At 69.6% G+C, this 9,749-nt stretch carries 20 protein-coding genes; 19 read left to right on the forward strand and 1 reads right to left on the reverse strand.

The genetic code is table 11. The features are described from left to right. The first annotated feature begins 163 nt into the window (after positions 1 to 163). The 18 genes from ACWCRD_RS02770 (at position 164) to ACWCRD_RS02855 (ending at position 8,990) form a co-directional block, all read left to right on the forward strand. Positions 164 to 364, forward strand: a complete 201-nt coding sequence (locus tag ACWCRD_RS02770) for a helix-turn-helix domain-containing protein (protein WP_450964147.1) — start codon at positions 164 to 166, stop codon at positions 362 to 364. After that, a complete protein-coding gene (locus ACWCRD_RS02775) occupies positions 361 to 807 on the forward strand; it encodes a hypothetical protein (RefSeq protein WP_450964148.1) in 447 nt (148 codons plus the stop codon). The genes ACWCRD_RS02770 and ACWCRD_RS02775 overlap by 4 nt, the downstream gene beginning before the upstream one ends. Next, positions 804 to 986 (forward strand): hypothetical protein, encoded by a 183-nt coding sequence (locus ACWCRD_RS02780; protein WP_450964376.1) that lies wholly within the window; start codon positions 804 to 806, stop codon positions 984 to 986. The genes ACWCRD_RS02775 and ACWCRD_RS02780 overlap by 4 nt, the downstream gene beginning before the upstream one ends. Positions 987 to 1,167: 181 nt before the next feature. Then, positions 1,168 to 1,380 carry a hypothetical protein gene (locus ACWCRD_RS02785; protein WP_450964149.1) on the forward strand — a complete coding sequence of 71 codons (213 nt, stop codon included), beginning with the start codon at positions 1,168 to 1,170 and terminating at the stop codon, positions 1,378 to 1,380. 354 nt (positions 1,381 to 1,734) lie between these two features. Further along, entirely contained in the window at positions 1,735 to 1,953 is a 219-nt protein-coding gene (locus tag ACWCRD_RS02790; protein WP_450964150.1) for a hypothetical protein, read from the forward strand. A gap of 110 nt (positions 1,954 to 2,063) precedes the next feature. Beyond that, positions 2,064 to 2,225, forward strand: a complete 162-nt coding sequence (locus tag ACWCRD_RS02795; RefSeq protein WP_450964151.1) for a hypothetical protein — start codon at positions 2,064 to 2,066, stop codon at positions 2,223 to 2,225. 2 nt (positions 2,226 to 2,227) lie between these two features. Further along, positions 2,228 to 2,401 (forward strand): hypothetical protein, encoded by a 174-nt coding sequence (locus ACWCRD_RS02800; RefSeq protein ID WP_450964152.1) that lies wholly within the window; start codon positions 2,228 to 2,230, stop codon positions 2,399 to 2,401. Positions 2,402 to 2,435: 34 nt separating this feature from the next. Further along, on the forward strand, positions 2,436 to 3,536 hold the full coding sequence (locus ACWCRD_RS02805) for a hypothetical protein (RefSeq protein WP_450964153.1): 1,101 nt from the start codon (positions 2,436 to 2,438) through the stop codon (positions 3,534 to 3,536). Between the two features lie 42 nt (positions 3,537 to 3,578). Beyond that, entirely contained in the window at positions 3,579 to 4,178 is a 600-nt protein-coding gene (locus ACWCRD_RS02810) for a hypothetical protein (protein WP_450964154.1), read from the forward strand. Between the two features lie 58 nt (positions 4,179 to 4,236). Next, positions 4,237 to 6,486 (forward strand): hypothetical protein, encoded by a 2,250-nt coding sequence (locus ACWCRD_RS02815; RefSeq protein WP_450964155.1) that lies wholly within the window; start codon positions 4,237 to 4,239, stop codon positions 6,484 to 6,486. 225 nt (positions 6,487 to 6,711) lie between these two features. Further along, a complete protein-coding gene (locus ACWCRD_RS02820; protein ID WP_450964156.1) occupies positions 6,712 to 7,140 on the forward strand; it encodes a hypothetical protein in 429 nt (142 codons plus the stop codon). Positions 7,141 to 7,172: 32 nt separating this feature from the next. Beyond that, positions 7,173 to 7,355 carry a hypothetical protein gene (locus ACWCRD_RS02825; protein WP_450964157.1) on the forward strand — a complete coding sequence of 61 codons (183 nt, stop codon included), beginning with the start codon at positions 7,173 to 7,175 and terminating at the stop codon, positions 7,353 to 7,355. Between the two features lie 19 nt (positions 7,356 to 7,374). Continuing rightward, positions 7,375 to 7,551 carry a hypothetical protein gene (locus tag ACWCRD_RS02830; protein ID WP_450964158.1) on the forward strand — a complete coding sequence of 59 codons (177 nt, stop codon included), beginning with the start codon at positions 7,375 to 7,377 and terminating at the stop codon, positions 7,549 to 7,551. A gap of 5 nt (positions 7,552 to 7,556) precedes the next feature. Beyond that, positions 7,557 to 7,745 (forward strand): hypothetical protein, encoded by a 189-nt coding sequence (locus ACWCRD_RS02835; protein ID WP_450964159.1) that lies wholly within the window; start codon positions 7,557 to 7,559, stop codon positions 7,743 to 7,745. Between the two features lie 90 nt (positions 7,746 to 7,835). Continuing rightward, positions 7,836 to 8,351 carry a DUF6197 family protein gene (locus ACWCRD_RS02840; RefSeq protein ID WP_450964160.1) on the forward strand — a complete coding sequence of 172 codons (516 nt, stop codon included), beginning with the start codon at positions 7,836 to 7,838 and terminating at the stop codon, positions 8,349 to 8,351. 15 nt (positions 8,352 to 8,366) lie between these two features. Then, positions 8,367 to 8,654 carry a hypothetical protein gene (locus tag ACWCRD_RS02845; RefSeq protein WP_450964161.1) on the forward strand — a complete coding sequence of 96 codons (288 nt, stop codon included), beginning with the start codon at positions 8,367 to 8,369 and terminating at the stop codon, positions 8,652 to 8,654. Positions 8,655 to 8,656: 2 nt separating this feature from the next. Then, on the forward strand, positions 8,657 to 8,854 hold the full coding sequence (locus ACWCRD_RS02850; protein WP_450964162.1) for a hypothetical protein: 198 nt from the start codon (positions 8,657 to 8,659) through the stop codon (positions 8,852 to 8,854). Positions 8,855 to 8,858: 4 nt separating this feature from the next. Further along, entirely contained in the window at positions 8,859 to 8,990 is a 132-nt protein-coding gene (locus ACWCRD_RS02855) for a hypothetical protein (protein WP_450964163.1), read from the forward strand. 90 nt (positions 8,991 to 9,080) lie between these two features. On the opposite strand, the gene ACWCRD_RS02860 is transcribed toward ACWCRD_RS02855, so the two are convergent. Then, the gene (locus tag ACWCRD_RS02860; RefSeq protein WP_450964164.1) at positions 9,081 to 9,281 is read right to left on the reverse strand and encodes a hypothetical protein; all 201 of its coding nucleotides are present in this window, start codon (positions 9,279 to 9,281) and stop codon (positions 9,081 to 9,083) included. Positions 9,282 to 9,404: 123 nt separating this feature from the next. Between ACWCRD_RS02860 and ACWCRD_RS02865 the strand changes: the two genes are divergently transcribed. Then, positions 9,405 to 9,743, forward strand: a complete 339-nt coding sequence (locus tag ACWCRD_RS02865) for a hypothetical protein (RefSeq protein WP_450964165.1) — start codon at positions 9,405 to 9,407, stop codon at positions 9,741 to 9,743. The last annotated feature ends 6 nt before the right edge of the window (positions 9,744 to 9,749 follow it).

A 9,749-nucleotide genomic window follows, 5' to 3' on the forward strand; every position in this document is an offset into this window, starting at 1 on the left:
CCCTTCCTGCTGGCTGTCCTGGTTCTGACCTCCCTAACCTTAAGGCCTTGATGATTACGCGTACCTCACGCTCCCTGGCCAAAACTATGCCGGGAGGCTTGCTACTTTATTCGGCAAGCCTGTATACCTGTGGACAGATGCGAAGCACTCGATCGGAGGCGTAATGCTGCGAGTTCGAGACGTCGCGACGCACTTCCGAGTGCATCCCGCGACCGTCTACCGCTGGATCCACCAGGGCTTTCTCCCGGCCTACCGCAACGGCCAGCCCTACAAGCCCGGAGACCGCGCACCCGGCGCGCTCCGTATCCCGGAGTCCGTCCTGAATTCGACGGCACCCGTCGAGACGCCCGAGGAGGCGGCATGACCACCGCAATCACCCCCACTGCCCCGCTTCCCGCCCCGGCCGTCGAGGCCCTGGCCCGCCTGGAGCTGGCGTTCGCGTCCCCGGTCGAGCGGCTGCGTAAGCAGATCGCCCGCCTTGAGGACTCCCTGCGTATCCAGCGAGATGGCCGGGATTCGGATCTGGTGCAGATGCGGAACCCGATGGCGTCCGAGCTGGAGCGCGCCGAGGCGGAGGGTTCCTTCCGTAGTACGGCGTGGGAGATCGTCCGCCTGCGGGGTCAGCTTCGCGAGTACCGTGCCGCGCTTGCCGTGGCGCTCCGCTACGAGGCCGCTTCGGCGCACTGCCGTGAGCTGGCCGCCGGCGGCGATTTCGACGGCTGCTGGGCTGCACAGGACGAGATGGCCATGTGCAAGTGCCAGCTGGAGAAGGCTGGCCGCCTCGACCTCATCGGCGGTGCGTCGTGACGACCGCCATCAAGCCCGCCCGCACGGTCCTGGAGCGTTTCCCGGCTGGCGAGCCCCGCGGTTCGTGGCCGGCGGAGGAGTTCGCGCATCAGCGCCGCCGCGAGGGCATCCCCGCGGACGTGGTCATGGACCTGGCCAGCGACTCGTACCTCGTGTTTGTGCCGGGCGGCGAGTCGTGACCGCTGAGGAGCGCGCCGAGCTGTCCCGCAAGTTGGCCAAGGTCAACAAGCAGTCCGAGACCCGGCCGAAGTAGCCCCACAGTCCGCCGCGTCGGCGGGGGAGTGACCGACATCCCCCGCGGCACCCCGCCGGCGCGGCTTCCACCCCCCATCCACCTTCTTGATCCCGATTGGATCCGCCATGTCCCCCTACCTGTTCGACGCCGATCTGGGCGCCACCGAGTTGGGCCGGAAGGCCCGCGCCGCCGCCATGGTCCAGCCGCCGTTGTCGATCTCCGACTTGTTCGCCGAGTACGCCGCTGCTGGCCGGGCCCGGCGGGCGGAGATCCGTCTCGCCGCCGACCCGGAGCTGCAGGCGCAGCTCGACGGCTTCGACTACCCGGCAGCCGGCTGATGGCCGCAGACAGCGCGCACGGTGCCCGCACTGATGACTCCCGCCGCCCGCAGACGACGGCCCCGTGGCAGACGTCCGGCCCGGGTGACGGCCAGTCCCAGGGCCGCACCCCGTCCACGACGACCGGGCACCTCGGCCGGCGGCCCCGCGTCACCGCCAGCTAGCCCCCTGCTCGGCCGCCTCTCCCGAATCCCCCGCGGGGGAGGCGGCACCCCGGCCGGTCTGGCTGGAGGTCGCATCGCCGGTGCGGCGTCCTGCACGACCAGCACACCAACCCGAGAGGATCCCATGTTCGGCCCCGCTGGTGGCGACTGGCTGCGAGGTCGCACCCCAACCCGAGAGAGGAAGGCAAGCATGGCCAGCAAGAACAAGAGCAGCCGGTGGCCGTTTGGCGTGGTCGCCCGCTACCAGAACCTGACGGGGGCGATGGTCGATGTTCGCGGCCCGCTGGTGCCGGAGTGGAAGTGCAACGCCTGCCAGGCACGGAGCCCGTACTCTCCGCGGCTGTCGGCGGACGAGGCTGCCCGGCAGGCGCAAGCCCACGCCCTGTCCTGCAGTGCAGTGGCGAGGTGACTGGCATGCCCTTGATCGCCGACGTCAGTCGCGGTGACCGTGTGTCGCCGCAGGATCCGCCGGTCTGTCACCGACAGCGGGCTCGTGCTCGACGTGATGAGGAGTGTCTGATGCGCGACTTCATTCCGATGGCTCTTGTCGGCCTGCTGGTCGCGAACGTCGCCTACGCCCTCGGGCTGCTGCCGCCGCTGGCGGTTGTCGCTGGGGTCGGTGCCGCCATGGTCGTCGCCGCTATCCGCGGCCGGCGCGCGAGGGCGGGGGAGGGCGACTGATCATGCCGACCTGGATTCTCACCGCCACCTCCCGTATCGGCGCGAAGGTCGACCCGGTCTCCGGCGCCCCGACCGACTCGGTTGCGGTCTACGACAAGGACGACCTCGACCGGCGGATCGCCGCCGCGAAGAACGACCCGCGCGACCTGATCATCAGCGTCGACCCCATCGACTAACCAATCACCGCCATCCCGAAAGGACTGAACTCCCGTGAGCAGCTGGTTCGAAGAGCGTCGCGCCGACAAGGCCGCCGATGCCGCCGAGCGCCGCCGCGACGAGGCGCACCGAGCTCAGCTGCGCCGCGACGAGCGCCGCAAGGACCGCGACGAGGCCCGCGAGGTCAAGGCGCAGGCACGCCGCGACAAGACCGCCCGCCGACAGGCCCGCGCCGCCCGCCGCGAGAAGACCCTCACCGCGGCGAACGTGTACCGCAAGGGCACCCTCGCCCTCGTCGCCGCCTCAGCCCTGGCGTCCCTGCCGGCGCAGGTCATGCATTTCGTGTCGATCAGCCTGATGCTGCTGCCCCTGCCGTTCGCGCTGGAAGGTGCGGCCTGGGTCATGAACGCGGGCGTCGCCTACGCGGATGAGCGGAAGCTGCCGACCTGGGTGCGGTGGCTGCTGCGGGCCTTCGCGATGGGGGCCGCCGGGTATGCCGCGCACATCAACTACGCCTACGGGGCCGAGACGAACGTCTCGGTGGCGTGGGGGCTGGCCGGGGTGACCGTGATGGGCCCGCTGGTCTTCGAGATCAGGCAGTGGGTGAGCACCCTGTCCGCTGCCGCAGTCGACCCGAAGAAGCGGGCCGAGGAGAAGGCCCGTGCCGCGCACGAGAAGCGGCGCCGCAAGGATCACAAGCCGGTCGTCGACCTCGCCAAGCAGCTGGTGTCCGCCGCCCCCTACGGTGCGCTCGCCTTCGAGGAGGCGTTCGCGTCCGCCTGGGAGATCAAGTACGGCACCCGGCTGCCCGGCATGACCCCGGTTCTGCACGCCGAAGCGCTCGCCTCCCGCAAGGCGCTCGGCGATGCGATGGACGCCGTCAACGGCTCGCCGGTGAGCATGCGCGGACGCCTCCTGGAGCTCCTTCACCCTGTGTCGTTCGTGCGCACGGAGAGCTACGAAAAGCCGCAGGTCGTTACCGATCTATCCCCCCTTCAGAAGGCGCCCGCCGAGAAGGCCGCCAAGGGCCCCCGACGAACGCCCCCGCCGCACCGCCGCACCAAGGGCGACAGCGTGCCGTTCAGCCCCGTCGCCAAGAAGCAGCACAGCTACGAAGCAACCCAGCGCCTGGCCGTCAACGGCCATCACCACTGACCGCCCGAACGACAACTAATCCACTCACAGGAGAGATCACCGATGAGCGTCACCTTCCGTCAGATTGCCGTCTCGGGCAGCGCGGCCGTAGCCCTCCTCGGCGGCGCCGCAGCGATCACCCTCGCCGGCTCGCCGACCGCGTCCGCCGAGATGCAGACCGTCGCCCACCGAGCCGTCACCGCCCCCGTCCATCTGCCCGACGGCCGCACGATGCGGATCACCGGCATGGGTGGCTACGGCCACACCGCGACCGGAGAGCACGTCGCCACCGTCGCCAGCATCAAGACCGACACGGCCACCACCCCGCCCGGAGCCAACGACAGCATCGGCACCGGCCTCACCCCCGACGGCGGTGTAGGCGCCGCCATCACCAGCCCCGTCAACAGCCAGCAGACCGGCGTCAACCAGCAGATCACCACCCAGTCCGCGGGCGGCTACATCGGCGTCGGTGTCGCCACCATCGCGATCCTCGGACTCATCGTGTTCTACAAGGTCCGCCACGGCGGAATGAAGGCCGCAGACGCCGTCATCGGCGGCCTGTTCGGAATCGCCCTGTCCGGCACCGTCGTCGGCGCCATGGGCAACCAGCTCACCCACTCCCTGGTCGGCTCGCTCGGCAGCATGCTCGGCGGCCTCGGCTAGCCACTCGCCCGCGGGGCCCACACCGGGCCCCGCCCCGACCCAAGGAAGGACCAGGCCAGTGGCCACCGACGCACAGCCCATCGAGCAGGAGCAGCAGCCCGAGCAGGAGGCCACCGAGCCCACCCGCAGCGACCGAATCAAAGGCGCCTTCAAGGTGCAGTCCGGGCACGCCGGCGCCCGCGTCAAGGACTGGCTGGCCGGCGGCGATCTCGACCACGTCGACGTCATCCAGCTCGCCACCGAGCGAAAGCAGCGCAAGCAGGACGAGAAGATCGCCCGACAGCAGGGCCTCGTCGCCCATCTCCACGCACGCTTCGAGGTCGCCAAGATGCAGGCCGAGGTCAGTGGCGGCACCACCAGCAGTAACGCCCTTGCCTCCTACTCGCACCGTGTGGGCACGGAGGAGTCCAAGCTTGCATCCCTGCAGGCGCAGCCCGTGCTCCCGCCCACCGACCGCGAGATCGACAACGTCCGGCACGGCAAGCGCGCCGGACGCGCCAGCCTGCTCATCGGTGGCAGCGTCGCCACCCTGCCTCTGGTCGGCACGGCGATCGAGGAGGCCGCCACTGGCAGGCCGCTCATCCTCGGCGTGGTCGTCGCCGGGGCGTCTTGGGGCTGGTACGTACTGTCCCGCCCGTTCGTCGGCCGCGGTGAGGCTGGTGAGGCCCCTTTCGCCCTGACCCCGACCGGCAGCCTGCCCGCGACGTTCCAGGCGGACCCGGCCGGGGGAGTAGTACTGCCCGGAATGAGCGGCGTCGTCATGTCCGTCGAGCAGCTGCCCGAAGGCGCGAAGCCGTACCCCATTCGTAACGCCCGCACCGTCCAGCAGCTCGCCGAGTGTGTTCTCCTCGCGGCCCGCGCCGAGAACGTGCCGATCGTCGAAGTGTCCGAGGTGGCCCGGCAGCCGTGGGGCTGGCAGTGCACCGTCCGGGTTGGCGAAGGCACTCCCGAAGCCATCATCGACAAGAGCGGCGACCTGGAGACCCGCTTCGACCTGCCCACCAACGGTGTGCGGCCGCAGCCGATCAAGGCCCGCCGAGCCTGCGCCATCCTGCGGCTCGTCGAGGGCGACCCGTTCGCCACGGCGCCCGGCCTGCCCTACCGCGCCCCCAAGTCCCTTTCAATCACCGACCGGTACCGGGTGGGCACGTCGGTTGGCGGTGACCCGCTGGAACTGTCCCTGGCCGGCGTCATGGGTCTGTGGATCGCCGCATCCGGCGGCGGCAAGACCGGCATCCTCCAAGCCCTCGCCGAGGGAACCACCGCCTGCTACGACAACATCACCGTCGACCTCGACCCGTTCAGTGACGGCCTGGAAGACCTCGGCGACGCCGTCCGGATCACAGCTCGGACCAATGAGCAGATCGAAGCCGTCCTGCTGTTCTTCCTGGTCATGGCGAAGGGGCGAGCCCGGCTGCGGGCCAAGCTCGGCATGGGGAAGAAGTGGCAGGCCAGTGCCGAGCGCCCCGCTGTCACGATCTTCTTCGATGAGCTGCCGAAGGCGAGCACGCTGGCCAAGCGCCTGTACTTCGACCTGCTCCTCGTCGGCCGCAAGGAAATGATCGTCGAGCAGGCTGCCGCGCAGGGCGGCCAGAGCAGCTACCTCGGCGCCAACATCGCGCAGATGGTCGCGTTGAAGGCGGTCGGCCCGTGCAAGGTCGAAGACACCCGGTCCGTGTTCGGTGACGGCTCCGTCAAGGAGGGCTACCTGCCGCACAAGCTTTCCACCGCGACGGCCACCGACTCGAAGGACGCCGGCCACATCTACCTCCAGGGTGTGCCCGGCATGGCGGACGAGCCGATCGAGTACGCCATCCACGAGGCGCCGTCCGCGACGCTGAGGCAGCTCGCTCAGGAGCGGCTGGAAGCCGGGCTCCTCGACCCCGACCAGGACAGTCTCGACGCCATGCGCGGCGTTGACCTGCCCGAGTACGTCCTGCCCGAGTACGACAAGGACGGCATCGTGAAGAAGCCAGCCCCGGTTGAACTCCTCACCTGGGAGCAGCTGCTGAAGCTGTGTGGCGCTGAGCCGCCTGCCGGATCGGAGCTGACGGACGGTCCCGCCCGCGCCGCAGTCGAGGACTCGGTGGCGGTCATGGAGAAGGCGGGCGTGGATCGGATGAAGACCGAGCCTCTGCTCGCCGCCCTCCACGAGCTCGACCCGGAGACCTACGGGGGGTTGGACATCGACGAGTTCAAGGCGCTGATGAAGAAGGCGGGCGCCGGGTCGCCGATCACGCTCGGTCCGATCGGCGAGGAAAAGAACCCCCGCGGCTTCAAGCGTGATCGTCTCCGCCATCTGCTGTGACCGCTATGTGAGGTATGTGCGGCTGATCGGTTCCAGATCAGCCGTGCTCTCACCGTAACGCCGCAGGTCAGAGCCGCTCTGACTCGCGCTCCGCCGCCGATCAGCCTCCGCTCCGAGCGACCCCCGATCAGGCCACACGTAGCGCCCTGACCTGCACCTTTTCAGAGCGAGCAGCTCGGATCAGCAAGAACAAACCCACGCAAACATCGCAAAGGAGATCACCTCATGCCCCAGACCTGGCAGCCCGGAAAGTCCGGCGCCCGCGACCTCAACCGCTGGATCACACAGAACGGCGGCAAGGGCGTCACCGTCTACACCATCTCGAAGCAGGCCCTCAACGCGGCGCCGTGGGAGGACGCCAAGATGTGGTCCGCCCGCACCGTCGACGGGCGCTCCCGGATCACCGGCGAGTGGATGACCGGCCACCTGTCCATCTCCGGCCTCCTCCGCCAGGAGGGCACCGTCTACGAGCAGCCGCCGCGCAGCATGCGCGAACTCGGCAGCCCCGGACGGCAGGTCGCCGGACCGATGGGCAGCAACGACTACCGCGCCTACCTCGACGACGCGGAGATCCGCGGACTCGGCAAGCGAGTCCAGAACGGCAGCGACCCCGCCACCCGCCCCCGCCGCGGCGAACCCGGACGACGCCGATAACCGATCACAACCCAACCTGACAGGAGAACACCGTGCACTACATCCACCAGTCCGTCCGCGACTACGTCACCGCGAAGAAGCGCGGCGACCGCGCCACCACCGACCGGATCGTCGCCGAGGTGATGGCCCGCTTCAACACCCGCAGCACCGACGGCAGTGAGGCCGCTGAACTCCACCAGGCCACCATGCTCGTCCGCTTCGGCGAAGACCTCTAGCCCCCAGGAAGGACAGGACATGGACAAGCAGCAAGCCGTTCAGGAAGCCGCCCGCGAGGTGATCGCACACGGCGGCCCGGACTGCCTCACCGATCCGCGGCAGGTCATGCGCGCGGTCGGCCGCGCCCTCGACGCGGGAGCGACCAACGAGGACATCAAGGCCGAGATGCGCCGCCAGCGCGGGGCAGGGGAGTGATCGTCATGACCGACAAGCAGCGCCTCTTCGAGACCGCAGTCCGGGACGCCGTCGTCGTTCTCAAGCTCATGCAGGACGACGTTTTCACCGGCCCCGCCTACACCACGGCCGACGCCAGCACCGACAAGGCGAAGGCGGCTGGCTGGACCTTCGAGCAGATCGAAGCCGAAGCCAAACTGCGCGTCGGCCGCTAGCCAAGCCGGGGCGCCCCTTCCCGCCTGCCAGCAGATCAGGGGCGCCCCATCCACCCACCACGCGCCAAGCGCGCAGAAGGCAACCCTCACATGACCACGACCACCCTTGCCCCGGCAAGCCCGCCCCCCGCCCTCGACCTCGACACCCGGCTCGCGCTGCGCCTGGTCGACATGACCGCCCGCCTCGACCAGGCCGCCGTCGCCTTCGAGGTCAACACCGCCCACATCGCAGCCGAGGTGCTGCCCGAGATCACGGCGCCACTCCCGCTCACCCCGACCCTGACCCCGGCCTTCAGCCCGTACAGCGCGCCGCTCGCCGACCTCCTGCACCGCGCCCGCGTCTACATCGAGACCAACGGCTGGCTGCAGGGCGGCCTCCGTGAAGACGTCGGCATGCGGCGCTGCCCGCTCGGCGCCATCCGCATCGAAGCCGCCGGCAACCGGCACCTCGCCGACGACGCCTGCGTGCTGCTGCTGGAAGCCATCCAGCGCGACTTCCCCGACGCGGCGACTGTGCCCAGCTGGAATGACCAGCAGACCGGCCCCGCACCCGTCCTGCTCTACCTCGACCGCGCCGCCCAACTCGCCGCCGACCGCGACCTCTAACCAAAGGAGAACACCATGTGCCAGCCGCTCGACGTCCCCGACTTCCTGGTCGGCATCGTCACCCCAGGCGCCCCCGCCGCCTACACCGAAACCGACCGGCGTGAACTCCGGGCACTCGCCATCCACTTGCTCGTCGACAACCAGAAACTGCAGCGGGCCGGCTGCGCCACCCGCATGCACGACCTGCTGCACGTCCAGCCCGCGCTCGACCAAGCCGTCAAGGTCGGCTGGGATCGCGGCGAGATCCATGCCGAAGCTGACCGTGAATACGGGCAGTGGCTCATCGACAACGCCGGAAGGTGATCATGGGAATCCGCCGTGAATCCCGACGCGACGACGACCAGCGCACCGGGCGCCTCCTCGACCACATGGACGCCTCCTACGGCCACTACAGCGACCCCGACTTCAACGACGTCGTCATGGATGGCCTCATCAGCGACAAAGCCGAAGCAGCCGCCGGAAGGTACCCGCCCGCCGGCCACGGATACCCCAAGAAGGGCTGACGCCATGACCAGCAACCCCGACGACGCCCCCGACGACCAGGCCCCCGCCGCCACCCCCCAGCCGGCCGTCCAGGTCGACGACTTCGCCCGCGAGTTCGGCGACAGCCTCGAATGGGTCACCGACGTGAACGACTGACCTACCGCGAGCCCTCGGCCCCGGCATCCGCCGGGGCCTTCGCCATGGGTACGGCGCGGGCCGTGGGGGAACGGGGGCCGGTTCGAGGTATCAGGCGTCGCCGGTATTCCAGTCCTTTGCCTCTGGCCGCTTCGGCTGTGTGACTCCAGGTCGACGCAGATACCAGGCGACGAGCTCCTTGATGACCCCCCCTCGGTCGCTGCCTTGTGTCTTGGCTGCGGCGAGCAGGTCGCGCCAGTCGTCGTCGCTGATGCGGACTGATCGATGTTGTGTCTTCGGCTGGTCAGGCATGGGTCTCACGGTACCTGGTGTACGTACAGCTGGGTAGGGCGAACCCCTTGCGGTGTACGTACACCCGTGGCTAAGGTGTACGTACACCCCGAACGAGGGGAACGAACCGCCAGGGGGAACCCAATGCTCCAGTCCAACCGCACCCGCCGCGCCACACTCAAGGCCCGCACCCGCACCCAGCGCGCCGCCGCCCGCATCAACCGTCGCGGCACCGGCACCCTCGCCTCCCACGCCATGGCCCAGGGCCTCAGTCATCGCGACGCCGCCAGCATGGTCGGCACCCTCCGCAAAGTCGCCGCCAAACTCGGCATCACTGGAACCCCCGGCCGCATCCACGCCGGACGCCGGATGCGGGACTGCCTGCGGTACACGCCCCAGCAGGTTTCGGTCATCGCCCTCAACTACAAGCCCCGCCGCGCCGAGTTCAAGCTCGCCGCCGCCCGACTCGCCCTCGCCGCCTAGGAGCCC

This window comes from Streptomyces sp. NPDC002092 (assembly GCF_053593775.1).

Bases quoted from the DNA above. Each gene is read 5' to 3' on its own strand.
- ACWCRD_RS02770 (WP_450964147.1), top strand. From the start codon at position 164: ATGCTGCGAGTTCGAGACGTCGCGACGCACTTCCGAGTGCATCCCGCG.
- ACWCRD_RS02835 (WP_450964159.1), top strand. From the start codon at position 7,557: ATGACCGACAAGCAGCGCCTCTTCGAGACCGCAGTCCGGGACGCCGTC.
- ACWCRD_RS02840 (WP_450964160.1), top strand. From the start codon at position 7,836: ATGACCACGACCACCCTTGCCCCGGCAAGCCCGCCCCCCGCCCTCGAC.
- ACWCRD_RS02810 (WP_450964154.1), top strand. From the start codon at position 3,579: ATGAGCGTCACCTTCCGTCAGATTGCCGTCTCGGGCAGCGCGGCCGTA.
- ACWCRD_RS02785 (WP_450964149.1), top strand. From the start codon at position 1,168: ATGTCCCCCTACCTGTTCGACGCCGATCTGGGCGCCACCGAGTTGGGC.
- ACWCRD_RS02865 (WP_450964165.1), top strand. From the start codon at position 9,405: ATGCTCCAGTCCAACCGCACCCGCCGCGCCACACTCAAGGCCCGCACC.
- ACWCRD_RS02845 (WP_450964161.1), top strand. From the start codon at position 8,367: ATGTGCCAGCCGCTCGACGTCCCCGACTTCCTGGTCGGCATCGTCACC.
- ACWCRD_RS02795 (WP_450964151.1), top strand. From the start codon at position 2,064: ATGCGCGACTTCATTCCGATGGCTCTTGTCGGCCTGCTGGTCGCGAAC.
- ACWCRD_RS02855 (WP_450964163.1), top strand. From the start codon at position 8,859: ATGACCAGCAACCCCGACGACGCCCCCGACGACCAGGCCCCCGCCGCC.
- ACWCRD_RS02790 (WP_450964150.1), top strand. From the start codon at position 1,735: ATGGCCAGCAAGAACAAGAGCAGCCGGTGGCCGTTTGGCGTGGTCGCC.
- ACWCRD_RS02820 (WP_450964156.1), top strand. From the start codon at position 6,712: ATGCCCCAGACCTGGCAGCCCGGAAAGTCCGGCGCCCGCGACCTCAAC.
- ACWCRD_RS02800 (WP_450964152.1), top strand. From the start codon at position 2,228: ATGCCGACCTGGATTCTCACCGCCACCTCCCGTATCGGCGCGAAGGTC.
- ACWCRD_RS02860 (WP_450964164.1), bottom strand. From the start codon at position 9,281: ATGCCTGACCAGCCGAAGACACAACATCGATCAGTCCGCATCAGCGAC.
- ACWCRD_RS02850 (WP_450964162.1), top strand. From the start codon at position 8,657: ATGGGAATCCGCCGTGAATCCCGACGCGACGACGACCAGCGCACCGGG.
- ACWCRD_RS02830 (WP_450964158.1), top strand. From the start codon at position 7,375: ATGGACAAGCAGCAAGCCGTTCAGGAAGCCGCCCGCGAGGTGATCGCA.
- ACWCRD_RS02775 (WP_450964148.1), top strand. From the start codon at position 361: ATGACCACCGCAATCACCCCCACTGCCCCGCTTCCCGCCCCGGCCGTC.